The organism is Microtetraspora malaysiensis, from assembly GCF_050947145.1.
GTDB lineage: Bacteria > Actinomycetota > Actinomycetes > Streptosporangiales > Streptosporangiaceae > Microtetraspora_A > Microtetraspora_A malaysiensis.
Genome location: NZ_CP191998.1, coordinates 973,381 through 998,311 on the forward strand (window position 1 = coordinate 973,381; position 24,931 = coordinate 998,311).

At 67.8% G+C, this 24,931-nt stretch carries 26 protein-coding genes, 1 tRNA gene and 1 pseudogene; 17 read left to right on the plus strand and 11 right to left on the minus strand.

Features of this window, described 5'->3' with window-relative positions:
- Positions 1–12: 12 nt before the first annotated feature.
- The 3 genes from ACQP1V_RS04835 to ACQP1V_RS04845 all read left to right on the plus strand — a co-directional run bounded on the left by ACQP1V_RS04835 (position 13) and on the right by ACQP1V_RS04845 (position 3,923).
- A complete protein-coding gene (locus tag ACQP1V_RS04835; RefSeq protein WP_433419184.1) occupies positions 13–852 on the plus strand; it encodes an ABC transporter permease in 840 nt (279 codons plus the stop codon).
- Entirely contained in the window at positions 849–2,651 is a 1,803-nt protein-coding gene (locus ACQP1V_RS04840) for a dipeptide ABC transporter ATP-binding protein (protein ID WP_433419187.1), read from the plus strand. Before ACQP1V_RS04835 ends, ACQP1V_RS04840 begins: the two co-directional genes overlap by 4 nt.
- Positions 2,652–2,747: 96 nt before the next feature.
- On the plus strand, positions 2,748–3,923 hold the full coding sequence (locus ACQP1V_RS04845) for a peptidase C39 family protein (protein ID WP_433419190.1): 1,176 nt from the start codon (positions 2,748–2,750) through the stop codon (positions 3,921–3,923).
- A gap of 179 nt (positions 3,924–4,102) precedes the next feature.
- Here ACQP1V_RS04845 and ACQP1V_RS04850 read toward each other — a convergent pair whose 3' ends face one another.
- From ACQP1V_RS04850 to ACQP1V_RS04870, 5 genes are all read right to left on the minus strand, one after another.
- On the minus strand, positions 4,103–4,645 hold the full coding sequence (locus ACQP1V_RS04850; protein WP_433419193.1) for a helix-turn-helix domain-containing protein: 543 nt from the start codon (positions 4,643–4,645) through the stop codon (positions 4,103–4,105).
- Between the two features lie 319 nt (positions 4,646–4,964).
- Positions 4,965–5,456 (minus strand): YajQ family cyclic di-GMP-binding protein, encoded by a 492-nt coding sequence (locus tag ACQP1V_RS04855; protein WP_387412148.1) that lies wholly within the window; start codon positions 5,454–5,456, stop codon positions 4,965–4,967.
- Positions 5,457–5,628: 172 nt separating this feature from the next.
- A complete protein-coding gene (locus ACQP1V_RS04860) occupies positions 5,629–6,795 on the minus strand; it encodes a CU044_5270 family protein (protein WP_433419195.1) in 1,167 nt (388 codons plus the stop codon).
- Positions 6,792–7,325, minus strand: coding sequence for an RNA polymerase sigma factor (locus ACQP1V_RS04865; protein ID WP_433419198.1), 534 nt, complete (start codon positions 7,323–7,325; stop codon positions 6,792–6,794). The genes ACQP1V_RS04860 and ACQP1V_RS04865 overlap by 4 nt, the downstream gene beginning before the upstream one ends.
- A gap of 323 nt (positions 7,326–7,648) precedes the next feature.
- On the minus strand, positions 7,649–8,125 hold the full coding sequence (locus ACQP1V_RS04870; protein WP_433419201.1) for a GNAT family N-acetyltransferase: 477 nt from the start codon (positions 8,123–8,125) through the stop codon (positions 7,649–7,651).
- Between the two features lie 123 nt (positions 8,126–8,248).
- Between ACQP1V_RS04870 and ACQP1V_RS04875 the strand changes: the two genes are divergently transcribed.
- Positions 8,249–8,333: transfer RNA gene (locus ACQP1V_RS04875), tRNA-Tyr, on the plus strand.
- 85 nt (positions 8,334–8,418) lie between these two features.
- On the opposite strand, the gene ACQP1V_RS04880 is transcribed toward ACQP1V_RS04875, so the two are convergent.
- Positions 8,419–9,591 carry a tyrosine-type recombinase/integrase gene (locus ACQP1V_RS04880; protein WP_433419204.1) on the minus strand — a complete coding sequence of 391 codons (1,173 nt, stop codon included), beginning with the start codon at positions 9,589–9,591 and terminating at the stop codon, positions 8,419–8,421.
- 10 nt (positions 9,592–9,601) lie between these two features.
- Between ACQP1V_RS04880 and ACQP1V_RS04885 the strand changes: the two genes are divergently transcribed.
- Entirely contained in the window at positions 9,602–10,114 is a 513-nt protein-coding gene (locus ACQP1V_RS04885) for a hypothetical protein (RefSeq protein ID WP_433419207.1), read from the plus strand.
- A 966-nt stretch (positions 10,115–11,080) separates the two neighbouring features.
- Here the strand turns inward: ACQP1V_RS04885 and ACQP1V_RS04890 are convergent.
- Positions 11,081–11,419: a transposase family protein gene (locus ACQP1V_RS04890; protein ID WP_433425757.1), complete on the minus strand. Its 339-nt coding sequence runs from the start codon at positions 11,417–11,419 to the stop codon at positions 11,081–11,083.
- 558 nt (positions 11,420–11,977) lie between these two features.
- Here ACQP1V_RS04890 and ACQP1V_RS04895 point away from each other — a divergent pair.
- Positions 11,978–13,423, plus strand: coding sequence for a hypothetical protein (locus ACQP1V_RS04895; protein ID WP_433419209.1), 1,446 nt, complete (start codon positions 11,978–11,980; stop codon positions 13,421–13,423).
- A gap of 996 nt (positions 13,424–14,419) precedes the next feature.
- On the opposite strand, the gene ACQP1V_RS04900 is transcribed toward ACQP1V_RS04895, so the two are convergent.
- Together ACQP1V_RS04900 and ACQP1V_RS04905 are read right to left on the minus strand one after the other, a co-directional pair.
- Positions 14,420–14,818, minus strand: coding sequence for a VOC family protein (locus tag ACQP1V_RS04900; RefSeq protein ID WP_433419212.1), 399 nt, complete (start codon positions 14,816–14,818; stop codon positions 14,420–14,422).
- A gap of 261 nt (positions 14,819–15,079) precedes the next feature.
- Positions 15,080–15,565 (minus strand): hypothetical protein, encoded by a 486-nt coding sequence (locus ACQP1V_RS04905; RefSeq protein WP_433419214.1) that lies wholly within the window; start codon positions 15,563–15,565, stop codon positions 15,080–15,082.
- On the opposite strand from ACQP1V_RS04905, the gene ACQP1V_RS04910 reads away from it, so the two are divergent.
- Positions 15,549–16,430, plus strand: coding sequence for a hypothetical protein (locus tag ACQP1V_RS04910; protein WP_433419215.1), 882 nt, complete (start codon positions 15,549–15,551; stop codon positions 16,428–16,430). The two genes, ACQP1V_RS04905 and ACQP1V_RS04910, sit on opposite strands and share 17 nt — an antisense overlap.
- A 447-nt stretch (positions 16,431–16,877) precedes the next feature.
- Here ACQP1V_RS04910 and ACQP1V_RS04915 read toward each other — a convergent pair whose 3' ends face one another.
- Complete coding sequence (locus ACQP1V_RS04915) at positions 16,878–17,744, minus strand: alpha/beta fold hydrolase (protein ID WP_433419217.1); 867 nt, start codon at positions 17,742–17,744, stop codon at positions 16,878–16,880.
- Positions 17,745–17,821: 77 nt separating this feature from the next.
- On the opposite strand from ACQP1V_RS04915, the gene ACQP1V_RS04920 reads away from it, so the two are divergent.
- The 3 genes from ACQP1V_RS04920 (at position 17,822) to ACQP1V_RS04930 (ending at position 19,803) form a co-directional block, all read left to right on the plus strand.
- Complete coding sequence (locus ACQP1V_RS04920; protein WP_433419220.1) at positions 17,822–18,685, plus strand: helix-turn-helix domain-containing protein; 864 nt, start codon at positions 17,822–17,824, stop codon at positions 18,683–18,685.
- Positions 18,686–18,934: 249 nt separating this feature from the next.
- Positions 18,935–19,291, plus strand: a complete 357-nt coding sequence (locus ACQP1V_RS04925; protein ID WP_433419223.1) for a hypothetical protein — start codon at positions 18,935–18,937, stop codon at positions 19,289–19,291.
- Between the two features lie 146 nt (positions 19,292–19,437).
- Positions 19,438–19,803 carry a GNAT family N-acetyltransferase gene (locus ACQP1V_RS04930; RefSeq protein WP_433425759.1) on the plus strand — a complete coding sequence of 122 codons (366 nt, stop codon included), beginning with the start codon at positions 19,438–19,440 and terminating at the stop codon, positions 19,801–19,803.
- A 217-nt stretch (positions 19,804–20,020) separates the two neighbouring features.
- Here ACQP1V_RS04930 and ACQP1V_RS04935 read toward each other — a convergent pair.
- Positions 20,021–20,854 (minus strand): annotated as a pseudogene (locus tag ACQP1V_RS04935) (helix-turn-helix transcriptional regulator); the annotation flags it as partial.
- Positions 20,855–20,942: 88 nt separating this feature from the next.
- Here ACQP1V_RS04935 and ACQP1V_RS04940 point away from each other — a divergent pair.
- The 7 genes from ACQP1V_RS04940 (at position 20,943) to ACQP1V_RS04970 (ending at position 24,869) form a co-directional block, all read left to right on the plus strand.
- Positions 20,943–21,344 carry a VOC family protein gene (locus ACQP1V_RS04940; RefSeq protein WP_433419226.1) on the plus strand — a complete coding sequence of 134 codons (402 nt, stop codon included), beginning with the start codon at positions 20,943–20,945 and terminating at the stop codon, positions 21,342–21,344.
- Positions 21,345–21,449: 105 nt separating this feature from the next.
- Positions 21,450–22,076 (plus strand): GNAT family N-acetyltransferase, encoded by a 627-nt coding sequence (locus ACQP1V_RS04945; RefSeq protein ID WP_387418012.1) that lies wholly within the window; start codon positions 21,450–21,452, stop codon positions 22,074–22,076.
- 121 nt (positions 22,077–22,197) lie between these two features.
- Complete coding sequence (locus tag ACQP1V_RS04950; RefSeq protein WP_433419229.1) at positions 22,198–23,052, plus strand: hypothetical protein; 855 nt, start codon at positions 22,198–22,200, stop codon at positions 23,050–23,052.
- A gap of 40 nt (positions 23,053–23,092) precedes the next feature.
- A complete protein-coding gene (locus ACQP1V_RS04955; protein ID WP_433419232.1) occupies positions 23,093–23,512 on the plus strand; it encodes a helix-turn-helix domain-containing protein in 420 nt (139 codons plus the stop codon).
- Positions 23,513–23,526: 14 nt separating this feature from the next.
- Positions 23,527–23,961 carry a VOC family protein gene (locus tag ACQP1V_RS04960; RefSeq protein WP_387418015.1) on the plus strand — a complete coding sequence of 145 codons (435 nt, stop codon included), beginning with the start codon at positions 23,527–23,529 and terminating at the stop codon, positions 23,959–23,961.
- 115 nt (positions 23,962–24,076) lie between these two features.
- Positions 24,077–24,583: a C40 family peptidase gene (locus tag ACQP1V_RS04965; protein WP_433419235.1), complete on the plus strand. Its 507-nt coding sequence runs from the start codon at positions 24,077–24,079 to the stop codon at positions 24,581–24,583.
- Positions 24,584–24,659: 76 nt separating this feature from the next.
- Positions 24,660–24,869, plus strand: coding sequence for a transposase (locus tag ACQP1V_RS04970; protein WP_433419238.1), 210 nt, complete (start codon positions 24,660–24,662; stop codon positions 24,867–24,869).
- The last annotated feature ends 62 nt before the right edge of the window (positions 24,870–24,931 follow it).

Below are 24,931 nucleotides of genomic sequence, written 5' to 3' on the forward strand. Positions count from 1 at the left end.
GGCGGTGGGACGATGAGCCGGACGTCGAACGCCGGACGGAGGCGCATCCCGGTCGTCGCGATCCTGTCCGCCGCGCTGCTGGCCTTCGTCGCGATCTGCGCCATCGCGCAGGAGATCATCGCGCCGAACGCGCTGGAACAGGACATCTATCTCGGCGTGGTCGGCGGCGGCGTCGAGGGCCACCTGTTCGGGACCGACCAGCTCGGGCGCGACATCCTCCAGCTCTCGCTGGCCGGCGCGCGGTCCGCCCTGGTCGGCCCGCTGGTGGTCGCGGCCGGGTCGATGCTCATCGGGTTCTTCCTCGGCACGTACGCCGGCTACCGGGGCGGCGTCGTCGACATGCTGGCCGGTCGCTACGCCGACCTGCTGCTCGCGCTGCCCGCGGTGCTGCTGGCCATCGTCGTCGCCGGACTGGTCGGCCGGGGCTACTGGGTCACCGTCGCCGTGCTGATCGTGCTGTTCTCGCCGTCGGACGTGCGGCTGGTACGCGGCGCGGTCATCGAGCAGGCCCCACGGCCGTACATCGAGTCGGCCCGGGTGCTCGGCATCCGCCCGTCGCGGATCATGTTCCGGCACATCGCGCCCAACATCGTGCCGATCGTCGTGGCGAACCTGCTGCTGAACGTCGCGTTCGCGCTGGTCGCGCTGTCCTCGCTGTCGTACCTGGGCCTCGGCGTCCCGCCGGGAGCGCCCGACTGGGGGCGGCAGCTCGCGGACGGCAGGCAGCTCCTCGGGGACAACCCGCTGGCCGCCGTCGTCCCCGGCGTGCTGATCATCCTGACCGCCACGGCGGTCAACCTGCTCGGCGACTGGCTCTCCGACCTGCTGGACCGACGGGTGGTGGCCCGATGACGACATCGATGGCGACGGGACGTGCTCCGTTGCTTGCCGTACGCGATCTGCGCGTGACGTCGGCCGCCGGCGCCGTCGTCGCCGGGCTCGATCTCACCGTGGCGCCGGGCGAGACGGTCGCGATCGTGGGGGAGTCCGGGTCCGGCAAGTCGATGACGGTCAAGGCGCTGACCGGACTGCTGCCCGAGGGGGTACGCGCCAGCGGGAGGATGGACCTCCCTGCCCGCGACCCCGGACGTGCCGATCCGGAGCGAGGGCCGGCCGGCCTGGAGATCGATTTGGCCGTTCCCGGGGGTGCGTGGCGCGAGGTGCGCGGGTCGCGCATCGCGCTGCTGCTCCAGGACCCCTTCACCTCGCTGTCCCCCGTGCATCGCTGCGGCGAGCAGATCGGCTGGGCGATCTCCGGGGCGGGCCGGGGCGAGCGCGTCGCGCGGCTGCTGGCCGAGGTCGGGCTGCCCGCCGAAGTCGCCGGCAAGTACCCGTTCCAGCTCTCCGGCGGGATGCGCCAGCGGGTGGCGATCGCCGCCGGGCTGGCCGCCGACCCGGACCTGCTGATCGCCGACGAGCCGACCACGGCACTCGACGTCACCACGCAGCACGAGGTCCTGGAGCTGATCGCCCGCCTCCAGCGCGAACGCGACATGGGGCTGATCCTGATCACCCATGACCTGCGCCTCGCCCGCAGCCGGGCGGACCGCGTCATGGTGATGTACGCGGGGCGGCTGATCGAGGAAGGGCCGACCGCGCGTGTGCTCGACGCGCCCGCGCACCCGTACACCGCCCGGCTCGCGGCCTGCGACCCGCCGCTCACCCATCGCCTCGCGGTGCTGCCGACGATCCCGGGCTCGGTCCCCCGGCCGTGGTCGGTCGGCGCGGAGTGCGCCTTCGCGGAGCGGTGCGCGTTCGTGACCGACGCCTGCCGTACCGCCGAGCCGTCGCTGGTCGAGGTGGCCGACGATCATCGGGCCGCCTGCCTGCGCGCCGGAACGGCCGTCCCGCCCGCGCCCGCCGACGCGCCCGACCCGCGGGTGACCGGGCCCGGGGAGACGCGGGACGGGGACGCGGCGACGGCGTCGCCGTTGCTGCTCAGCGTGGAAGGGGCGGCCAAGCGCTTCCCCGGCTCCGCCGTACCGGCGCTGGACGGGGTCGATCTGGAGATCGCCGCCGGAGAGGCGGTCGCGGTGGTCGGGGAGTCGGGGTCGGGCAAGACCACCCTCGCCCGGTGCGTCGTCGGCCTGGAGCAGGCGGACGCCGGGCGCATCACCTTCCACGGCAGCGCCACCGGCGCCAGGCGGGTGCAGATCGTCTTCCAGGACCCGTACTCCGCGCTCAACCCCGGGCTCACCATCGGTACCTCGCTGGCCGAGGCGTTGCGGGCCGCGGGCCGGCCGAAGTCCGAAGTGAGCGAGCTGCTGGAGCTCGTGGGGCTTCCGGCGGCGTACGCCCGGCGCAGGCCGCGGGCGCTGTCGGGCGGCGAACGCCAGCGGGTCGCCATCGCCCGCGCCCTCGCGCCCCGCGCCGACCTGCTCGTCTGCGACGAGTCGGTCTCCGCGCTCGACGTGTCGGTCCAGGCGCAGGTCCTGAACCTGCTCGCCGACCTGCGGCGCAGGCTCGGGCTGACCCTGCTGTTCATCACCCACGACCTGGCGGTGGCCCGGCAGATCGCCGATCGCGTCTACGTGATGCACCACGGGCGTGTGGTGGAGAGCGGACCCGTCGACTCCGTGCTGGGCGCTCCGGCACACGAATACACCCAACGGCTGCTGGCCTCGATCCCGGCGGCGGACCAAGCGGACTGAAGAGGTTGCGCGTACATGTCTGAACGTGTTGTCCACCCACCCCATACCGGTACTCACTCGGGCGATCCCCGGCAGGGCGATACCGGAGCCGCCGGGTTGGCCGTCGATGGGCTCGACATCGCCGTTCTGCCCGTGCACGGGGACGTGGGGCAGGTCGCCGAGGGCCTGCTCGACCACGTGCCCGAGGAGACGCTGCGCCGCTGGCGGCTCGCCGGAGGCATCCAGGTACGCACCCTGGTCACGGCGCGCGCCAACGGCGTGCTGGTCGGGGCGGCCTTCGAGGTGCACCGGCCGTTGACCGACTATCGGAAGATCGTCGACGTGTGGGCCCCGGACGAGCGCGTCGCCGACCTCCTGGTCGAGACGATCGAGGAGCGGGCCTGGCGCGAGGGCGCGGTCGCCGTCAAGCGGTGGTTCGCCGCCAACGACCACGACGACTCCGCCGGCCATCGAGCTGGAGACCCCGCGGACCCGGCTGTGAAGGACCCTGCTGTGAACACGGCCGGGACATCCGCCGCCGCCGGGAAATCCGCGTGGCGACGATCCCTGGAACGCGGCTATCGAGAGGTACCGGTTCCGACATGGGCGGCGCCGGTCACCACCGACCCCGCGGACACCGGGTACGGACAGGTGCGATGGCGGGGGGCGGCTCCCGACCGGGCGTTGCCGTACATGCGGCAGACCACGGACTTCACCTGCGGGCCGGTGGCGCTGCAGCTCGCACTGTGCGGGCTGGGGCTGCAGGATCAGCCGGACCGGGGCGAGGAGATGCGCATGTGGCGCCAGGCCACGACCGTGGCCGGCTGCGACCCGCTCGGGCTGGCCCTCGCGGCGGCGGACCGGGGCGCGGTGCCCGAGGTGCTGCTCTCGACCGACCAGCCCACCCTGCTGGAGCTGTGCACCACGGACGAGGAGCGCGACCTGCGGGGGTTCATCCAGTCGGGCTTCCGCGCGGACCTGGCGGAGCGCGGGATCGCGGTCGAGACGACGGCGTTCGATCTCGACCGGCTGCGCGCCGTGCTGGCCGACGGCGCCATCGCCCTGGTGCTGATCGAGCAGCTCGGCATGCACGCCGAGCCCTCGCCGCACTGGATCACCGTGCACAGCGTGGACGGCGACATCTTCTACGCCAACGACCCGTGGACGGACGCGGACCTGGGCGAGACCTACCTCGACGCCCTGGACCTGCCGCTGCCCTCCGCGACGCTGGACCGGCTGGCCTGGTACGGCACGCCGAGCTATCGCAGCATGGTTGTGCTGCGCGCGGCCTGAGGCCGTGCCCGGCCAGTAGCTGTCACGGCCTGGCCGGGCCCGCTAGCTGGGCCCTGGCCGCTCGGCCCGCGGGATCGGCGGTGGTGGGGCTTCGGCACCGGGCGTGGCTCATTGGATCGGCGTCACTTACAGGGTGCGGGAGATCGCTTGTGCGCGGTTCGACGAGGCTCGGCGGCGGATCAGTCGGCGGGCATGGAGACCAGGGTCAACAGGCGGGCGGCCCGCGCCCCGGTCTGGTAGCTGTGCTCGGCCTCCGACGAGAACCGGACCGCGTCTCCGGCGCGCAGCCGGACCGTCCAGGTCGCGATCTCCAGGGTCACCGCGCCGGAGACCACGTAGACGAACTCCTCCGATCCCCGGCCGTGCGGCGCGCTTTCATGGGTGTGCTCGGGCGGCAGCAGGGACTCGTAGATCTCGAAGCGGCGCCGATCCATCGAACTCAGCAGCGTGCGCGCCGCCGCGTCGGCCGCCGTCCGTCGCATCACCTGCGGCTCGTACAGCGGGGTCCTGGTGATGTCGGCGAATGAGAGATCCAGCGCCTCGGCGATGCCGGAGAGGACCTCTATCGTGGGGTTGGCCACGCCGCGTTCGATCTGCGACAGCAGAGCCTTGCTGAACCCGCACCGGTCGGCCAGATCGCGGATGCTGAGCCCTCGCGTGCGGCGGGCGTGCCGGACGTTTCCGGCGATCGCCGCCCGGACCTGCTCCGACAGGGCGGTCATCGCCACACCGCCGCCATTCGTGCGCGGCGAGCCGTGAGCGCGGTCGCCGGTGGCCGTGGTTCTCGCCGTTCTCGTGGTCTCACGTGCCCTCGATGTGCCCTGCGGTGGAGTCCTCCAGCGAGATTATGCCAATCTTGGTGATTTGGCGGGACGTGGCGGGGCTGAGCGCTTGGTCCCGAATCAACGCCAATTGAGCCCTGGCGGTAGCGACAGCCGCAGAGGCAACGGAAACCGGAGCGTGGGGACGCCGGGGCCGGACCGGCGACCCGGACGGAGCACCGCGATAGGGGAGCGGTGACCCGTCCGGATCACCGCTCGGTCAACGGTAGTTCGTGAACTGCAGGGCGATGTCGAGGTCCTTGCCCTTGAGCAGGGCGATGACCTCCTGGAGATCGTCCTTCTTCTTCGAGGTGACCCGGAGCTCGTCACCCTGGATCTGCGCCTTGATGCCCTTCGGGCCCTCGTCCCGGATGAGCTTGGAGATCTTCTTGGCGTTCTCCTGGTCGATGCCCTCCTTGAGGGCGATCATCAGGCGATACTCCTTGCCGGACAGCTTCGGCTCACCCGCGTCCAGGACCTTGAGGGAAAGGCCGCGCTTGACGATCTTGTCCCTGAACACGTCGAGAACGGCGTTCGCGCGCTCCTCGCTGTTCGCCTTGACCTCGATATTGTCCTGGCCGGACCAGGAGATGCTCGCCCCGGTGCCCTTGAAGTCGAACCGGTGCCCGATCTCCTTGACCGTCTGGTTCAGCGCGTTGTCCACCTCCTGGCGGTCGATCTTGCTGACCACGTCGAATGACGAATCTGCCAAAGCACAAGCCTCTCTCACTGTTGGTCCGGCTCATCGTCGGGAGGCGCCCACAGAGGTGTCACCACGATGCGCGCGGCTTTCCACGGGACCGACCCGTGACAGCTTCACGTATGGATCAGCCTATCGAGCATCATCCGGTACTGGGGTGCAGGCAGTATTCGCCCCTCCGCCGTCACATGCGCTTGGCGGGCAGGGACGGCTCCTCGTCGGTCCAGCCAATCTGCTGGTAGGCGGTGAAGCTGGTGACCTTCGCGGTGCGCCCGTCGGCGAGTTCGATCGTGCCCGTCGACGACGTCGAGAGCGGCAGGCCCGTCTCGGGGTCGATCACCTCCACGATCTGATTGCCCCCCTCTCCCTCTCCGCCGTTCACCCGGTAGCCCAGAGCCTCGCCTGTACGGCCGAGCGGATCCTTCACCCGGCCCAGGGCCGTCATCCCGGGAATGGTCGCCAGGATGCGGTAGGCGGCGGCACGGACGGCGGAGGAGACCGGCAGGCCGAAGACGATCTCCATACAGCTCCCCTGCAGGGCCGACCGCCGCCATTCGGGGTCGCTTCCGTAGTCACCCTTGGCACGGGCGGTGATGCGCTGTTCGAGATAGGCGCGCAGCTCTCGCTCGCCGCTGGGTATGCGGCGGATCTCGTCCCAGGTGATGGACACCTTCGACAACGTTCCGGCCGAGCCCTTCCACTTGCCGCGCAACCGCGTGGCCACCTTCTCCTCCGCGGCGGCTCGTACCGTCTCAGAGGAGTTGACCCCTTCAAGTCCGGTCATGTCGAGCGGATACTTCCACCGGGTAGGCGAGCCGGCCTTACGCCAGGCGGCCTTGTCCTCGTCGGTGAGTGGCTTCGCGCCGAGGTACTGATCGATCCACCAGCTCTGCCCTCCCGGCCGGCGCGCCAGCCACTGCTCCTTCGAGAAGCGTCGTCTGATGATGTAGCCGCGATCAGGCGAGGTCGCATCCATGCCGCTGATCGTGACGGTACGCCAGTACGCGCCCGACGAGGGTGCCTTCATGGCGGCGGACGCGGCGGCGAGCAGGATCTGGCGCGCCGACGGCTGGATTTCCGGCGAAGCCGTGGTTTGCGACAGGTTCGGGATCTGCCCGTCCGGCGCCGCCACCAAGGTGACCACCAGGGTCGCGGCGGCGGCCAGGCCCACCGCGGACGCCAGCCACGGCACCGGCACGCGCAGTCGCTTCGCGCGCGGCCTGCCTTTTTGCCCCGGCGGTTCGGACATGATCGAGGCCAGCAGCGCCCGGGCCCCCGCTCCGGACGCCTGCCCGGCCGGATCGCCGCCCAGGTCGTCGTCGTGCACTCTGGCGAGATCGGTCAGGTTCACAGTGCGGTCCTCTCCACGAGCGGAAGGTCGATTCCGGCATCGGCCAGGGCGCGGGCGAACCGCTTGCGCGCGCGGTGCAGGCGGACGCGTACGGCGTTGCGCGTGATCCCGAGCGCGCGCGCCATCTGCTTGGTGTCGAGCTTCTCCCAGGCGACCAGCGACAGCAGCTCCCTGTCGTCGTCGCTCAGCATCCTGAAGGCCTGGCCGAGCTGCGTGTACTCGCCCGGCGGCGGGCCGGCCAGCGTCGGAGAGACGGCGAGCTGCTCCCGCAGCGCGGCGGTGCGCTGCTCGTGCCGTCGCTCGCCGCGCCGGTGGTTGGCGAGGGTCCTGCGGGCCACGCCGTACAGCCAGAGCCGTGCCTCGTCCCCCGACGGGGTCTCGTCGATGCGCCGCCACGCGGTGGCGAAGGTCTCGGCCACCACGTCGGCCGCGTCGTCGGGGTCCGCACATCGGCGCAGGACGTACCCGAGGATCGGGCGGTAGGCATGTTCGTATATCTGCACGAACCGGCCGTGGGGATCCGATCCCATCCGGCCTCCTTACTTGGATCATCAGTCCCCAACTCCATGTCCGGAATATCGGCAGCATTACCCGACTGCTCGGTTCACTGGTGATCTCGTACGGGCCGGTAGGCGGCGCTGTCGCGCTCGGGATGCCGGAGTGCGGTCGAGAAGGCCGGGTGCGCCGCTTGGGCCTGCGTCGGCCGACGCCGCGGAGATCCGCTCCCGGAAATACGTAGTGCCCCGAGCCGTGGAAGCTCGGAGCACTGAGAGACAAGCGATCATGTGTGGCGCGTCAGGGGCCGATCCGCAAGCCGCTGCCGGCGTCGCTCGTACCCTGGCGGGCCACAGGATCAGAGGACCTTGCGCATGACGACACGGGGGGCGATCTCCAGGCCGAGCGCCCGCTCGTGCTCCACCAGGGCCCGCAGCTCGGGTCCCCAGCTCTCCGGCGGCAGCACCTCGAAGCCGCGCCGGGCGTACCACGGGGCGTTCCACGGCACATCACGGAATGTCGTGAGAGTGATCCCGTCACTCATGGCCGCGGCCGCGTCGCAGACGGCCTCGATCAGCCGCGTCCCGACGCCCTGGCCCTGATGATCCGGATCTACGGCGAGCTGGTCGAGATGCGTCGAGCCGTCCACCTGGCCGAGGAGGGCGAACCCCACCGGCGGCCGGCCCGCGACAATCACCCGTCCCGGGTCGTCGCACTCCTCGATCATGGTCGTGCCGGGAGGGAAGACGATGCCCAAGGGGACGAACGTCCGGTCGGCCGCGAGCTCAACCTGGACCAGCCCGGCGAGATCTTCCTTGTCAGCCCATCTGATCATTTGTCCATCATCTCGCGAGCCTGACGCCCCGGGCCGTACGGTCTGGGGCCGGGACAAACCGGTGTCACGTCCACGCCCGAAGTCCGCTATTCTTCTACCTGTCGCCGCGAGAGCGGAAGACAAGGCAGGTTGCCCGAGCGGCCAAAGGGAGCGGTCTGTAAAACCGTCGGCTCAGCCTACCCAGGTTCGAACCCTGGACCTGCCACCAGCAGGAAAAGGAGCCCCTGACCAGCGGAAACGCCGGTGAGGGGCTCTTTCGTGATGTCCGGCTGTGTCCGGTCGTCGGTGGTTCTCTACGGGTGATCGTGCCGAATACGTGCCGAAGTCTCGGGGGCGTCCTGGGGCGCTTTGGCGTCCGGGTTGGTGGCGTCGAAGATCCGGCGTTTGGCGTCGGCATCCTGCCCGTCGATGCACTTGGCGTAGACCCGCAAGAGCACATCCACACTGTGGCCCGCCCATTCGGCGACTTGGGTCGCCGGGACGCCGGCGTTTAGCCATGTGGATACAGCGGCATGGCGAAGCGCGTAGGGCACGCTCACCAGCGGTGAGGCGGCTTCTCGCTCGTTGAACGCTCTGGCTCGGGCCGCGTGGAACACCTTGAGGTACGCCCTGTCTGTCATGGCGCCGCCGCGGGGGCCGACGAAGATCCGTCCGTCCAGTGCGGTGCCAAACTCCTTGAGGTGGTTGCGATGCAAGGTCACCAGCTCGGGATGGATTGGCACAGGCCGCGTTTCCCCACGTGCCCGGTGCTTGAGTTCACGGCGCTCGCGGGGCCTGCCGCTGTCGGCCCACTGGGTGCCGGAACGGGGCTCAGCGTTCGTCAGGAGCATCTCTCCCCATCCTTCGTCGGGGAGGCTGACCAGGTGGTCGCGACGTAGGTCTACGACCTCTTCCGGACGGAGGGCGGCGTAGTACATGCAGCCGAAGAAGGCTTCCATGCGAGCCCCTCTTTTGCCCTGCATGCGGACGGCCAGCAGCAGACGCCGTGCCTGCTCGGCATTCACCACGACGCGCCGGTCTACCGTGGCGAGCGTCTTCGGCTTGGTCCACTTCACGGCCTTGAGTGGATTCGAGGGCAGGGCGCGGATCTCGCAGGCGTACTCCATCGCGTTGTTGAGCACCATGCGTTTCCGGTTGGCCGTGTTGCCGGCGGCCGGTTTGTCCTGCTGGGTCTTGCTGATCCTGTCGAGAACCCCGCGAATCAGTGCCGGACCGCGGTCGCCGGAAAGGTCGGTGAGGGGAACCGTATTGCGCTCAAGCCACTGCACGACGGAGCGCAGGTCATCCGGAGGTTCTGCCCTGTCGCGGGTCCGCGAACTGAACGCCCAACTGCGCAGCGCGCGCCGGATCTCCTCCTTCCTCGGGGCTCCAGAGGTCCCGGTGAGAAGGGCTTCCGTGGCGTCCGTGAGCGCTTCGGCGATGCCGCGACGATGGTTCGGTGAGGAATACGGCCATTTCGCGTCCACGTAGGCCAGCGTGAAGGCGTACCAGGTTAGAGTGGACTCCTTCCGCCTCCACGCCATCGGGAGCCCTGTCGCCAGGCGTGACATCGGGGTGCTTGCAGAGAACGAGCACATTGGATGGACCACGTCACGAGTCCTTGATCTACTCCCGGACGGCTCCACAGTCGGATTTGATTTGGACCCCCCTGAGGGGCCGATCAAGCGCGGGGCGGTACTCGACCACTGGCTTGCCCACGACTACCGCGCACAGGTCCATCCCGCCACACTTTGCATTCGGCGAGATCTGTTGCTTGCCCTTGGTGGGTGGATGGCGCTGCCGGCATCGGAAGACACTGGCCTACTGATCGCCGCGAACACGGTCACGGATGGCTACTTCTCGGCGGACCCAGGTCTTCTCTACAGGAAGTGGTCGGGCCAGATGACCAGCCATGCATCTCACGTCGAACCGACTGAGCGGACAGCGAGGATGCGAGTCATCAAGGACAGGGCGCACGCGTTGGATCTGCTCTTCCACGGCGAGGGGTGACCTGTCGCAGAATTCCGCAAAATCCGCAGAATGCCGGATCGTCCTTCAGGATTGCCCTAGGCGTGCGGCCCTCCGTTGCTCGTAGCCGAGCAAGTATTGCCTAGACTTTAGGTCGCGCCAGAGGCAGGATGCGGTCATGACACTTGAACAGCGCGTCCGATCGTGGCTACAAGATCAGGGTTACCCCTTGGAGATGCAAGTAGCTGAAATGTTACGGGCTTCGGGTGCCGCGTGGGATCACGGTCGTGTCTACACGGACCCCATCACCGCAAAAACCCGCGAGATAGACCTGGTGGGATACTTTGACTGCGTTGGGCCGGCGCAGTTTGCTGTGCATTTAGTTTTTTTGAGTGTAAGCACACTAAAGATAAGCCATGGGTCTTGTTCTGTACGTCGCGATCGATGCTAACTAGAGCCGGGTTCGTTGCTTCCGTTCCGGTCACTCCAGGCGTTCACCGGGCAATGCAAAAGTTGTCCCGTGAGAAGCGCGTACAGGAAATGACCCTGTTTTCCGCTCCTGGTCTAGTTGGATTCAACTTGATCAAAGCACATACCGATAATCAGGATGCTGCGTTTCATGCCGTCCATGGCGTGATAAGTGCCGCCCTCTCGACAGCCAAGGAGATTGGGCGACACGGGCATAATGTGTTATACGTTCCTATAGTCGTAATCGACTCACCTCTTATGTGTTCCTATCTTCCTGTGGGAGGTGGTGAAATTGTGGTGGAGCAAATCAGTAGGGGTGTATTAGTCCAAAGCGCAGACGAGTCCTTATCGAAGCGAGTGTTCGTTCATGTCGTGCACGTTGATGCCTTACCTGAATTTCTCGCCAGAGTAAAAGTCGAGGTGGAAATTCTTTATGACCTTATCGCGCCACGCCTGTAATGTTCAACGCTGCCGTAGAGAGTGCTAGGAAGGCATTCTGCGGATTCTGCGGTGAGGATGCCGGGCACGACCGTTCCAAGATCATGGATTGAGTCCGAGTACCGCGTCGCCTGCGGTTTCGGTGTCCATGCGGGTCAGCAGGATGGTCGTCAGCCAGGTACCGATGGCGGCATCCAGGGTGGCGGCGTCGGTGTCGGTCAGTACCCGCCAGATGGTGGTCTTGCCCGGTGGCGGGGCCGGGGACGCTCCTGCGCGCATGTACAGGTCGGCGAGCACATCGGCGGGGACGTCGGCGATGGAGCGGTATCCCTTCATGCCGGCCACGGTCGCCGCTGCGGCCAGGGCGAGAACTACCGCCGCCGGATGGTCGCGTCCTTGACCGGATCGTCCGTCGGACACTCCGCTCAGGAGTTCCAGCAGGTCAGTGCGGGCGTCCGCGAGCGGGAGATACGAACGGCTGGCTCAGCGGTCACCACGCCGGTGGCTACCGGTTCGGCCGCGAGGATGGCACACTTGGCCACGGCGAAGCTCCACAAGCGAAGATCTGTAGGAAGACCTTGCTTAGCTGGGGCTTCGCCTCATATGAGGAGCGACGCGCCGGACGTGATCACATCGCGACGTGCCTGGATGCCCAGCGAGCGCTCACCCTAGTTCGATCTTGGAACGGCCGTGCAGTGGTGGCCTCATCCATGCTCATGATGTTAGGCCCTTGCTCCAAAACGCGCGGCGGACGCGGCCCTGACCACGCCGACGTCCTACGGTTGCCCGGACCGGTCGCGCGGGGCGCCGATCCCTTCATGATTGTCGGCGCATTGGGGGGCGGCTGACCGCGCCGGTGGAGACGGCTTGGACGAGCGCCGGGTGCCCCCATGAAAGGCGTCGGATGACGCTATGCTCGCGCACAACTTGATCAACCTCGTTCGTGATGAAAGTGGTGCCGTGAAGCGTTTATCACACCGTCGTCCGATGATTGCAGCAATGGCGTTGGCGATCGGAACGATCGCGTTGACCTCGGGCGCGGGTTATGGGTCGGCGAGTGCCGCGAGCCTCAGCGCCGCTACGGCGACGGCCTCCGTGCCGAACACCGTGCATGTGGACTACCTGGTGGGCTCCCAGGGCGCCTTCCCGTTCCCTCCGGGCCGGCAGTTGAGCGCGGCGCCGAACAGCTGGAAATACGGCACAGCGACGAATGCGGCCCTCGCCAAGCTCGGTCTCACGCAGACTCGCGTGTGGCTGGAGTTCAATCAGGGGTACGACGTCACGAGCCGGACGCCGCAGTATTCCAAGTGGTACGACTACCTTGAGGCGTACGCGTCGCGGTCGGACGAGCTCCTGCTCAACTGGCGCTCCGACTACGACCCGCTGATCACCAAGGGCACGTTCACCCGATCCGAGCTGCTCACCGCGGAACGCGACATGCTCGCCGACTACAAACGGCGCTTCCCGAACATCACCTATCTGGAGTCGGAGAACGAACAGTCCGACATCGCGGCCTACTACCCGATGTACAAGTTCACCTATCAGGTGGTGAACGCGGTCAACGCGATGAACCTGCCCGGCCCGAAGCTCAAGATCGGCGGCCCGACGACCGACATCTTCACCACCTACCGGATCGGGAAGTTCCTCGACCTCTACGCCGCCGACACCGACCCGGAAAAGCGGCTGGACTTCATCAGTTACCACCAATACCTGATCGACACCTCCAGCGACCCGAACAACTGGCAGACGCTGAAGGAGAATCCCGCCATCGTCTCGACCGAGCGCGCCCAGCTCGACTCCATGCTGGCCGCCCGGGGGCTGCCGAAGGTGCCCGCCATGGTCAGCGAGATCGGCGTCTTCCCCCGCGACCGTACCTCCAGCCTGGGTATGTCGGCGGACCTCCATATCCAGGCCGCGGCGTTGGCGTCGCTGTCCTACTACTACCTGGGGCAGAAGTCGGTCACGCCGTTCCACTGGACCATCGATCACCCGGACAACGACCGTAAGGACTTGTTCGCCGACAGGTTCACCGGCGTGCCCCGGCCTTACTACAACATGATGCTCATGCAGTCGATGCTCCCGGGCACCAGGTTCCGCGCGACCTCGGACCAGCTCAGCGAGAAGGGCATCGGGGTCTACGGCCTGGCGGCCGCCGACGATGACAAGTTCGCCGTCATGACGTGGAACTACCAGTGGACGCAGCAGACGACCTATGACTCCAAGATCGTCATTTCCATGTTGCCCAAGGCGTTCGCCAGGTCGAACGTGCTCGTCACCCGATACAAGATCGGCGACGACAGTGACACCGCCACCCTCAAGCCGGTCGAACAGTTCGTCATCGAGCCGCGCAGAGGCGGTGGGTACACGAGCCAGACGTTGTCGCTGAAGCCGAATGAACTGCGGCTGATTGTCCTGACTCCGACGAATCTGCCGGTCACCCAGTAAGTCCCAGGACGGAGGCGTCCCCTCCGCACATGCCCGCCTTCGGCGTCCTTCTCGGCCGCCGAAGCAGGGCGTGGCCGCTCCAAGCCCCGGAACACCGGACCCGGTCGGCGCTGCGCTCGTGACCAGTGCTGGATGGTCGTAGACGCGAGCGGTGGATACATCGGATGCGCCCGGATCCGATCGCCTCACAGGGGTTCTGATCCTTGATCGTGCCTAATGCGAGCCGAAATAGCGGTTTGAGAGCGTGTTTTCCCAGGTAGACGCGTTTTCGCGGCGGGTCTGTAAAACCGTCGGCTCAGCCTACCCAGGTTCGAACCCTGGACCTGCCACCAGCCATAACGGCAGCTCAGAGCCCCTCCGGGGGCTCTTTTGCTTTTCCAAGACATGCAGCCGTGTGCCGCCCAGAGCGATCGTTTGTCACTGCTCCACCAATATGCGTGCAATGATCTTGGGGCTGTTTTCCCAGGTGGATCGGCATCTCGGACACCGCCTCATGTGCTCGGCTCGGCCAGAGCGGTGAAGGTACCGAGATCGGCCGGCGGTGTCGCTAGGGCTAACGATCGATTGGGATCCCGCTGGGAGAGCTGCATGCCATGTCCAGGTCCGGGGCGAACACTGTCAAGGGAGCCCCGCTGATGTCGAGGGCATCCCCGTCCTTGATCATCAGATGCGTCCTGCCTTTGATGCCGACGGAGCTCCCGTTCAACGTCGCCTCAGACCGTCTGTCCACGCGCGTCTTGTCTACAGGGGAATCACGGCACAGGTCACAATGAGCCTTTTCCAACCTGTCGTCCGGGCTGGTCAGCGGTGGCGGACTTCGGCCCGGCGCGGCGGCCTGCCGGTCCGGGTCGTGTCCGCAGCCGGGACGAGTGGAACCCATCGGTCCGGCCTCGTGCCGGGAGACTCACATCAGGTGGGGAAAGGGCTCACTGAAAAAGACCAGGCCGGCCGAGGGCGAGGGCGGCGCGCTGCAGCGCGGCCTCGCAGGACCCTGGCTCAGGCGACGATAGGGGTCAGGAAAATCCAGACGTGGCCGAACGGGTCACGAAGCATCGACTGCCGGGCCCCGTAGGGCATGTCGGCCGGAGAGGAGAGAAGTTCGGCCCCGGCGGCCACGGCCTGGGTGGTCAGTGCGTCCACGTCCGGCACGTAGACGTGCAGGACAACGGATGCACCGCCTTCACCAGGGGGCGGGAACCGCGCGTCGGCGTCACCGAGCATGAGAGTGGAGCCCTGGACGCTGATCTCGGCGTGGACGATCCGCCCTTCATCCCCGTCGAGCCGGAAGAGTTCAGAGGCACCGAACGCCTTGATGTAGAACTCGATCGCCTCTGCGGCCCCGTCGACCATGATGTGGGGGATGACCGCGTACTTGTAATGCTCGGGAATCTCCATGCGGGCTACGGTAGGGACGCATCGATCGACTCGGCATCGGGCGAGGGACCCCTTCGCACTCCGTCGAAAGTCCTAGGCCGAGCCTCCGCCACCTCGGCCTGGCAGTACTCCCGGCACGACGCCGGACCGATGGATGGGCTCCGCTCGTCCCGGCTGCCGGCACTGCCCGGACCGGTAGGCCACGGCGCTGGGCCGGAAGCCGCCCCACGCCGCCGGCGACCCATGGACCGACCTGGACGGCAGGTTGAAAGGCTCAATCTTTCATGCCGCCAGAGCGTCATCAATCCTCCGGTTGGCGATCTCCTGTTGGCCGTCGAGGCACTTCGCGTAGACCCGCAGGAGGACGTCAACGCTGTGCCCGGCCTGCTCGGCTACGTCGGGGGCCGAGACCCCCGCGTTGAGCCAGAGGGAGACAGCCGCGTGCCGGAGGTCATACGGCCGTTGGGCGAGGGGAGAGTCGACCTGAGCCGGTGTGAAGGCGAGGAGCCGGGCGGCTTGCCAGACCTCTGTGTAAGCCGTCGAGGCGATCACCTCGCCGCGTTCGCTCCGGAAGGCCCTGCCGTCAGGGCCGACGTCGAACTCCGCGATGTGATGCCGAAGGATCTTGACCAGCGCCGGGGAAACGAAGACGTGGGCGGCGGGTCGATGACGGCGGCGGGGGAAGCGAGATCTATGGCACAACCTTGCGAGGCACGGCCGGCGATTCCTGATCCCTGTTAGGTTCCCAGCCATGGGTATGGAAGCCATCCTCCGCGGCTACCTGCTCGAAGAGGCGTTGGCCTGGCTCCTGCGTAGCAGCGGCTATCAATTGCTCGTCGCGGCCGAGCAGGACCCCCAGGAACTCGTCTCCGAAGGCAGCACCTTGAAGGTACGTGGCAGGGGGACCGCGCATCAGGTCGACGTCCTCGGAGAGTGGGCGTTCAACCCCGCTTTCTCGCTCCCGGTCCAGCTGTTCCTGGAGGCCAAGTTCTACGCCACTCCCTGCCGAATCGACGTCATCCGGAACGCGCACGGCGTCATCCATGACGTGAACGAGAACTACGCGGCCAGCGGCCAGAACGGGCGCCCGCGGCGTCGATTCCAATACTCCTACTCCCTTTTCTCCGCCAGCGGCTTCAGTGAGAACGCTCAGGAATACGCGGTGGCTCATCAGATCTCGCTCGTTGATCTCTCCGGCGACTCATTCGCGTGGCTGCGCACGTTGATCTATACGACCGCAAAGCGCCTGTACGCCGAACGGATACGGCATCACGTCACCCGCTTTCCGGTGACGTGGATGCGTAGTGTTCTGCGTAGAAGGTTGGGCACTGCCGATGTGCACCTGTTGCCGACCGTGACGACCCCAGCGGTGCTGTTCCGGGCGGCAGCGGAACGGGTGCTAGAGGAGTTCGTGGCAGGTCTGCTGCGCTATGAGGAGACGGAACTGCTCATTGGCTTTCCATCGGCGCCCTTCATCATCCCGCTAAAGGTCGATGACAAGCGAAGGTTTGTAGCTCATGCGGACGCTCATCCGACCCACCCGGTACGCATCCGCCGGCTCGGCCACGAGCCACATGCCGAATGGGTGGCGTCGAGATTGAGATCCTTCGGGAGGCGAGCGATGAGCTCGTGACCGCGCTCGGCCGGCTTCTGCCGCAACTGTCCACGACCGCGAAGGCCCTTGATCGCGAGACCGTCGCTCGGCTGCTGGCCTTCGAAGCGAACACGGTACTGGGCGCTCGCCTTCAAGGTCGGTTGGTAGGCACGTTGACCTTGGTCGCCTTTCCCCTGGCTTCCGGGGTCCGTGCGCGCATCGAGGACGTTGTGGTGAAGCAGTGGACTCCAACCGCCGGGCCATTAAGCAGGGCGACGAGGGGGCAGCCACGGCCACTCATGACCTTTTCAAGCCGCAGGTCACCGCCCTTACGAGGCGTGCTCCAGGCAATTCCCAGGCCGACAGCGCGGGCAGAGGCCTGTCACCGACGGAAACGCGGTGACGGGCCTCTCGCGTCGGGTCCGGCCGTCTACGGGGCGATCACCGGTGGCGTCGTCGCCGGCGTGACCATCGCGATCGTCTCGTTCAGTCCGCCCGCGCGGCGTGGGCCGCGGTGAAGGCAAGGAGGAGTGCGGCGGTACGCGGCGGATCTTCCAGAATGGGCGAGTGCCCGACACCGGGCAGCAACTCGATTTTCGCGCCCGGAACGACACGGTAGTCGGCGGCGGATGAGGATCGCCATCTCCGGTCTTCCTCGCCGAAGATCACCAGCAGCGGCTTGCCGAGGACCATCAGCCGATCCGGGAGCGCCCGCTGCTCCAGGTAGGCGCGACCCGCCCGCATTACCGCGGCGAACGCGTGGTAGGTCATACCGCGCAGATCGTCCACGAACTCTTGTGGGATCTCGTAGTCCGCGCGGCCGAAACCGGTGCTCGCGAACTGGCGGATCTGCTCGTCGGTCGGCGGCCATTGCGAGGGGCCGCTCGCGGCGGACTCCGGTGCGATGTAAGCGTCCATGCTGGGTCCGGTGTTCACGAGAGCGAGCGCGGTCACCAGGTCGGGTCGTTGTTCGGTGAGGGCGGTGGCGACCGCGCCGCCGCTGGAATGGCCGACGACTATGGCGTGCTTGACGCCGAGCCGGTCCAGTTCCACGCCGACCCGGCGTCCCTGCTCGGGGGTCTCGTAGCCGCGATCGGCGGCCCGTTTGGCTGACCGGCCGTGCCCGAGCAGGTCGACCCGGATGACGCGATGGGATCCGGTCAGCAGCGGAACCAGCATGTCCCATGAGCGGGCCGAGGATGCGGTCCCGTGGATGAGCAGGAGTGCGGGGGCGTCGCGGGGGCCGTCCTGGCACAGGTAGATGTCGCCGTCGTCCGGGGACAGGGGCGAACTCTCGGTGGCCTCGGCCTCGGCGTCGCCGTTCGCGTGCGGTTGCCCGTCAGGAGTAGTCATGAGGCCACTGTCGCCGCCAGTACGCGCTGGCGGATTGGACATATGTTCCCTTCAACCGGCCCGCATAGCATGGGGCGGTGCGGACCTTCGTGCACGGCGCGGCTGTGTGGGACGTCGCATGTCCGCAGCGGCCCAGTCGGGTGGCCGGTGTCACCATGGCCGGGTTCGGCGTCCGTTCCCTGGACGCGCTCCGGATGGTCCCGCACCCGGCCGTGACGCTGCTTCTGGAGTTCGGCGCCGGTTCGTCCGTCCTGGACCATGCCGCCGGGCGGCAGCAGCTGGGATGTGTTGTCGCCGAGCCCGGGTTCGGGTCCGGAGGCGCGGTCTGGGCGCGGGGCGAGAACGTCGAGTGCGTGCAGGTCCGCCTGTCCCCGATGATCGCACGCGCGGTTCTGGGCGCCTCCCCAACCGACTTCGACGGCGCTGTGGTGGTCCTGGACGATCTGTGGGGCCGGGAGGCGGCACGGATTCGTGAGCAACTGAGCGATGTCTCGTCGTGGCAGGATCGCTTCGCGTTGACGGACGCGCTGCTCGCCCACAGGCATGAGGCGGGGGCGCCGATAGACCCGGAGGTGGCCTGGGCCTGGCGCCGGATTTCCGGCAGCCGCGGCCGGGTCCGGGTCGAAGGACTGGCGGCCGAGGTCGGATGGAGCCGTAAGCGCCTGTGGTCCCGGTTCCGCTCGCAGCTCGGCCTGCCGCCCAAGCGCGCGGTGAAGCTGGTCCGTTTCGACCATGCCGTCCACCGCCTGGTCGCGGGTGAAGGCGCGGCCCGAGTCGCGGCCGACGCCGGCTACGTCGACCAATCCCACCTGCATCGGGACGTCATGGCGTTCACCGGAGTGACCCCCGTGACCGTGGCCGGCGAGTCGTTTCTGGCGGTCGACGACATGGCATGGCCCAGCCGCGAAACACCCGCCGGTTCGGTCGCCGGTCGGAGGTGAGACGGCTACCGCTGTGATCAGGCTCCCGGCTCCAGCGGAATGATCGACGTCGAGGGCGGGCCAGGAGCCGTGGTGAGTACACCTAGCTCGTCGAGGCGGCGGTTACCTCACGTAGGGCGCGGGTGAGGGCGGGAAGCGTGACGGCCAAAGCGGAGCGCTCGGCGTCGGAAAGCCGGCCAAGCACCTGGCCGTGCCGGTCGTGTAGATGCGCTGCCATCCGTTGCACGACCGCGCGGCGTCCTCAGTCGCGTGCTGGTCGCCGTGTGCCTGGTCACCTCCTCCTTCCCGATCATTCGCGATACCGGCCGCAGGGCGCTGCCCGCCGTGCTCACGGCGCTCGTCGGGCAACTGTTCTGGGTGGCGCTCCTTGCGATTGACGGCTCGCTCAACCCCACGACGGTCCTCGAAGTCGCCGGAGCCCTGCCGTACGCGCTGGGAATCGTGCTGCTGGGAAGGTCGCGAGCAGGGAGCCAGCAGTGGCAGGTCCAAAACAGAACAGGCAGATTGAACCCCCGGTTCGGGGAGCATTTTCGGCTGGCGTCTGGCCCTCAGGTCGAGGGTGCGTCCTGGCGACGACCGTTCCAGACGGACATGCTCATCGAGTGACAAATGCTGCCGCAGCGTGCGCTGTTCGAACTGCTCGCCCCGAGGATCTGGTGGCCGTCTTGCAGGTCTACGCCGCAGAACACGTCCCAGATGGTGGCTCTCCGCGCGAGGCCTCGGATCTGGAACGGCAGACCTGGGAACAGATGATGCGATCCAGCGGACTCACCGTCTATCTCGCCGAGGTCGACGAGCAGGTGGTAGGGACGGCAACGCTGATGGTGATGCCGAACCTGACCTACGGTTGTGCCCCCACCGCGTTCGTCGAGGCGGTCGTGGTCGCTGCAGCTCATCGTCGCAAGGGCATAGCCGCCGCGATCATGCGTCGGCTCCTCAACGACGCTCGATCTGCGGAATGTAACAAGGTTCAGCTCCTGTCTCACAAGCGCCATGCCACCGATGGCGCGCATCGGCTCTACACCTCGTTGGGGTTCGAGCCGGAGGCGGAGGGATTCCGGCTCTATCTCCAGCAGGTCCCGGCCGCGGTTCAGGCCGCCACGCTGGCACAGAGCTGAGAGGCGCTCCTGAGAACGCCCGCCTCCAGTTGTATGGGCGTCGGCCGTAGGGGCGCTTGGCGTGGGAGTGGGGGAGGACATCGGCACCGCCGTGCTCGGTGTCATCGTCCGCCGGTGTAGCGGGCGACGAGTTCGGTGCCAATGCGGGTGAGTTCGTCCTGGACGGAGGGGGATCGACGACCTCGATCATCGCGCCCCAGCCGGCGAGGTGGCGGGCGATGTCCAGGGGAGTCGGGGCGGCGAGGCGGACCCGCACGCGTCCTTGCTCGGGGTCGCCGTCGGCGTGGCAGTGCCGTCCGAACTGGTCGCGCAGGATCGGCACGAACCGCTCCTCGACGAGCACGGTCGCCCAGGTGCGGGAGCGGCGCCGTTCGACCTCGTCGACGACCTCCTGCCAGGCGTTGGCGAGGACGAGGTCGTCGGGGCGGTCGGCGGCCTGATCGGTCGGCTCGGCCTGGGTGATCCGGTCGACGCGGAAGGTCCGCCGCCCTTGGTCGGTTCCGGCGAGGAGGTACCAGACGTCGTCCTTGTCGATCAGGCCCCATGGATCGACCAGCCGCTCCGTTCGCTCTCCGGCGCGACCGGCGTAGGTCAGGCGGACCTTGCGGCGGCGGACCACGGCGGTCTGCAGCAGGTCCACCGTGGCGGGCCGGGGGCGGTCGCGTTCGCCCCACCGAATGGGGTCGATCACCGTGGCGTCGGCGGCGGCCTCGGCATCGGCCTGGAAGGTCCGGGGCAGGGCCCGTACGAGCTTGCGGAGCGCCGCTTTGGCCTCGGACGAGACGGCCGTGGCGGGGCCGACGAGCAGGAACAGCGCCTGCGCCTCGGCCGCGGTCAGGCCGCTGAGGTCGGTACGGGCACCGCCGACGAGGGACCAGCCGCCGCCGCGTCCAGGCTGCGGATAGACCGGGACGCCCGCCGCCGACAGCGCCTCCAGATCCCGGCGGGCGGTGGCGACGGACACCTCCAGCTCGGCGGCCAGTTCCGCCGCGGTCACCCGGCCACGAGCCTGCATCAGCAGCAGGACGGCTACGAGACGGTCAGCGCGCATGGCCCCAGATTCTCCAACAAAGTGCTCAGAAGATGAGCACTTTTGAGCAGAGGATGGGAGATATCACCCGCTGAGGAAGGGACCACCCATGTTGCGCGGCCTCACCACCATCAGCTTCTTCGCCGACGACGTCGCCGCCGCCGCCCGCTGGTACGGCGAACTGCTCGGCATCGAGCCGTACTTCGCGCGTCCGATTGAGGGGACGCCGGCCTACGTCGAGTTCCGCGTCGGCGACTACCAGCACGAACTCGGCATCATCGACAGCCGCTTCGCCCCGCACCGTCCGGATACGGCCGGCGGCGCGGTGGCCTACTGGCACGTGGACGACGTCGAGGCCGCCTTCGAGCGGCTGCTGTCCCTGGGCGTCACGGCGCACGAGAAGCCGATCGAGCGCGGACCCGGCTTCGTCACCGCCTCCGTGGTGGACCCCTTCGGCAACGTCCTCGGCGTCATGTACAACCAGCACTACCTTGAGGTCCTGAACCGATGATGCTCTTTCCGCCCGCCGCCGGCGTGGCCCGCCGGGCACCACGAGCGGATGTCGGCCGGGCGGCGCTCTCCGAGTGGCCGCCGGCTGGTCGGCTACCCTGTGCCGGTGATCTCCGATGACGATGCCGAGGAAGCCCGACGGGCGGCAGTGATCGACGCCGACCACACCGCTCCGCGGGGAGATCCCTCCCGTGTGATCCTGCGAGGGATCACCCGCCATGACCAGGACGAGTTTCTCCGGCTGGCCCGCGCCAGCGTCGACCTGCACCATCCGTGGATGTCCCTGCCCGCCACGGCGGAGGAGTTCGAGGCGTACGTCGGGCGGTTCGACGACCAACTGTCCAACCAGGGGCTGCTCGTCTGCGTACGTGACACCGGTGCCATAGCCGGCAACGTCAATATCAACAGCATCATTCGCGGACGGTTCCAGTCCGCCTCCCTCGGCTACGCGGCTTTCGCTCCCACGGCCGGTCAGGGATACATGTTCGAGGGCCTCGGCCTGGTGCTGCGCTACGCGTTCGAGCAGTTGCGCCTCCACCGGCTGGAGGCGCAAATCCAGCCGGACAACCACGCCTCCTTGCGGCTGGTCCAGCGCCTCGGGTTCCGCTGTGAGGGATACGCGCCCGATCTGCTGTACATCGACGGAGCCTGGCGCGATCACGAACGGTGGGCCATCACCAACACCATGGCGGGCATTCCGAGCGCGCCGCATCCAACGCTGCCCATCCGCTGAAGTACCTGATTTGCGGAAATAGCCCAGTCTCCACGACGCACTTAATACGGCCGACCGGTGTCAACCGGATGGCGTCGCGCGCCGTCTCTCCTGTGTCCCCTTTGTCGCAACAGGAGTCGTCTTGCGCATCCGCCCCATGCTCTCGGCCGTCGTGGTGGGCGGCCTGGTCCTTCTCTGCTCGCCCGCGCGGGCCGCCGTACCCGAAGCGCGGCGGGACACGGTCACCGACATCGTCGATTACGAATGCACCACCTCGGGCGCGGCCGAGAAGCAGGAGGTCAAGGTCAAGATCGAGCTGACGATGCCGACCGACGCCACGGTGGATCGGCAGATGTCCATCGGCTGGCACGGAACGTACGCCGACGGCAGCGAGCTGAGGGTGCCCGCCACGGGGCTGCCGAGTGGCACCAAGCTGTACGCGTACGCGGCTATCAGCGGGCTGTCCCAGTTGTCGTCGGCGACCGGAGTGGAAGAACTCGCCACGCTCAGCCCCGGGCAGGTCCTTCCCCTGCCGGCGGCCACGGTCTCCCTGAAGACCACCGCCAGAAACGCGGGCACGGCGACGGTACGGCCAGGCGCCATCAACGTCGGGACTAGCCCCAGTGAACGGGTGATCGAGTGCGAGGTGCGGAACGCCGGCGGTCTCAAGACCTATACCCTCACCGTCGCCCCCGCAGGCGGCCAGCCGAGCCACTCCGCCACCCCGACGCCGAGTCCCGAGCCGACCCCCAGCGCCACGACGAGCGCGAGCAGCCTGCCGACGCATACCGTCATGGTGACCGTGACGAAGTCCCCGGAGGAACCGAGGGAGAAGGACAACGAGGTGTTCAAGACGCCGCGGGGCGGAGCCGCCACCGGCGGAGGCGGTGAGACAGGCCCGGACGGGCGAGTGATCGTGCTGATCGGCTCGGTGGTCACCCTCGCGGCCGCCACCGGACTGCTCCTGCGCCGTCGCAGAGGCTTCAGCAAGGGCTGAGACCCTGGGGCGGCGAGCGGTTACCGAGCGAGGGGGGTCGATGAACCGGGCGGTGGAGGAGTCCAACCGGCGGATGCTGCGCGCCCGGGACGCTATGGACCGCGCCTACGCGCAGCCGCTCGACATCCCGACGCTGGCCCGGATCGCGCACGTCTCGGAGGCGCACTTCATCAGGACGTTCCGGGCGACCTTCGGTGAGACCCCGCACCGCTACCTTCAGCGCCGCCGGGTCGAGCGTGCGATGTTCCTGCTGCGTCAGACCGACCGTTCCGTGACGCAGATCTGCTTCGACGTCGGTTTCGCCAGCCTGGGCACGTTCAGCCGGACGTTCCGCGCCATCGTGGGCGAGCCCCCGACCGCGCATCGGGGGCGCGGCCGCGTCCCGCCCGCGCCGTCGTGTTTCGCGATGTCCTGGACGCGACCGAGCAGTTTCGGAGCAGCCCCGCGTGGATGCGGATGACTAGCGTGGTCTGCATGGTTACGTCACTCACGCATTCGCACATCTACGTCTTTGACCAGGACGAAGCTCTCGATTTCTACGTCGGCACGCTGGGCCTGGAGGTCCACTCCGATTTCGATATGGGGTTCATGCGCTGGCTGACCGTCAACGTGCCCGGCCAGCCGGAGCGCCAGATCCTGCTGGAGAAGCCCGGCCCGCCCGCGCTGGACGAGGCGACGGCCGATCAGGTACGGGAACTGGTCGCGAAGGGCGCGATAGGCCTGACCATCTTCAGCACGGACGACTGCCGCACGACATACGAGTCGCTGCGCGCCAAGGGCGTCGAGTTCACGCAGGAGCCGACCGAGCACTTCTACGGCATCGACTGCGCGCTGCGCGACCCCTTCGGCAACGCGATCCGGATCACCCAGCCGGCCGCGGAGCCCCAGGAGCCCACGGCGGGCTGCTGACCGGACACGTAAGGAGCGGTGGGCCGGTCAGTGGGCGGAGGCCACAGGGAGCAGGGAGAAGGTGACCGCGGAAAGGTGGATGCGACAAAGCGGGAGGAAAGCTATCGTCGCATCCATGCGTTGGGGGCGCCTCGCCGCATTGGCGGCCGTGCTTTTCCTTGCCGCCGGATCGATCCCACGCGCCGACGAGCTCGCCAAGGTCGTCGGCTATGCCTATGCCTCCCAGGGCATCCCGTACTCCTGGGGAGGCGGCCACGGGAAGCGGCCGGGCCCGTCCCGGGGGACCTGTCGCGGCTACAGCGGGTCCGTACGGCCCTGCCCGGCGGAGCGCACCCTGGGCCTGGACTGCTCCGGCTTCACTCGATGGATGTACCGGCTCGCCTACGGCGACGACGTGCTGGGCCGGGGCACCACGGACGACCACATCCGTCGGATGCGCAGGGTGCGCACGCCCAGCCCCGGTGATCTCGTGTTCTACGGCAGCCGGAGGAAGACCCATCACGTCGGCGTCTACATCGGCGGCGGCAAGATGATCAATGCCTTCGCCACCGGCACGACCACGCGGATCGACGACCTCGGCGAGGTGAAGGACCTGCTCGGCTTCTATCACTACTCGGGCTGACGGGCGTCTCGCCGGATCTGGCGTGGTTTGTGATGCTCTGAGAAATTGACGGAGCGAAGCGATAGTTTGTCGGATTATGGAACGGCGATGGGTGGGTCCCGACGGTTACGAGATCGTGCCCGCGATCCGGGACGGCCGCCAGGTGCTCCAGGTCTGGAAGGGCGAGCTGCCCATCGCCGACTGCCGTTCAGTCGAGGAGGTCGCCCGGCATGTCGACCTTGCCGACCTTTGTGAAGTGATCCCCTTCCCGACGCGTGACGACGACCGCCGGGCCGCGCTCCCGTAGTTCCCCACGAGCCGGGCGCGCCCCCTCTAACCTCGGAGAATCCCGGTCTCACGAGGGGGAAC

What these genes read in the sequence shown, in the direction of transcription:
- ACQP1V_RS04915 (WP_433419217.1), bottom strand. Translation starts at nt 17,744, where the DNA reads ATGACTACTCCTGACGGGCAACCGCACGCGAACGGCGACGCCGAGGCC.
- ACQP1V_RS04870 (WP_433419201.1), bottom strand. Translation starts at nt 8,125, where the DNA reads ATGATCAGATGGGCTGACAAGGAAGATCTCGCCGGGCTGGTCCAGGTT.
- ACQP1V_RS04940 (WP_433419226.1), top strand. Translation starts at nt 20,943, where the DNA reads ATGTTGCGCGGCCTCACCACCATCAGCTTCTTCGCCGACGACGTCGCC.
- ACQP1V_RS04960 (WP_387418015.1), top strand. Translation starts at nt 23,527, where the DNA reads ATGGTTACGTCACTCACGCATTCGCACATCTACGTCTTTGACCAGGAC.
- ACQP1V_RS04900 (WP_433419212.1), bottom strand. Translation starts at nt 14,818, where the DNA reads ATGGAGATTCCCGAGCATTACAAGTACGCGGTCATCCCCCACATCATG.
- ACQP1V_RS04835 (WP_433419184.1), top strand. Translation starts at nt 13, where the DNA reads ATGAGCCGGACGTCGAACGCCGGACGGAGGCGCATCCCGGTCGTCGCG.
- ACQP1V_RS04970 (WP_433419238.1), top strand. Translation starts at nt 24,660, where the DNA reads ATGGAACGGCGATGGGTGGGTCCCGACGGTTACGAGATCGTGCCCGCG.
- ACQP1V_RS04865 (WP_433419198.1), bottom strand. Translation starts at nt 7,325, where the DNA reads ATGGGATCGGATCCCCACGGCCGGTTCGTGCAGATATACGAACATGCC.
- ACQP1V_RS04905 (WP_433419214.1), bottom strand. Translation starts at nt 15,565, where the DNA reads ATGGCTTCCATACCCATGGCTGGGAACCTAACAGGGATCAGGAATCGC.
- ACQP1V_RS04840 (WP_433419187.1), top strand. Translation starts at nt 849, where the DNA reads ATGACGACATCGATGGCGACGGGACGTGCTCCGTTGCTTGCCGTACGC.
- ACQP1V_RS04850 (WP_433419193.1), bottom strand. Translation starts at nt 4,645, where the DNA reads ATGACCGCCCTGTCGGAGCAGGTCCGGGCGGCGATCGCCGGAAACGTC.
- ACQP1V_RS04930 (WP_433425759.1), top strand. Translation starts at nt 19,438, where the DNA reads ATGCGATCCAGCGGACTCACCGTCTATCTCGCCGAGGTCGACGAGCAG.
- ACQP1V_RS04965 (WP_433419235.1), top strand. Translation starts at nt 24,077, where the DNA reads ATGCGTTGGGGGCGCCTCGCCGCATTGGCGGCCGTGCTTTTCCTTGCC.
- ACQP1V_RS04895 (WP_433419209.1), top strand. Translation starts at nt 11,978, where the DNA reads ATGGCGTTGGCGATCGGAACGATCGCGTTGACCTCGGGCGCGGGTTAT.
- ACQP1V_RS04910 (WP_433419215.1), top strand. Translation starts at nt 15,549, where the DNA reads ATGGGTATGGAAGCCATCCTCCGCGGCTACCTGCTCGAAGAGGCGTTG.
- ACQP1V_RS04955 (WP_433419232.1), top strand. Translation starts at nt 23,093, where the DNA reads ATGAACCGGGCGGTGGAGGAGTCCAACCGGCGGATGCTGCGCGCCCGG.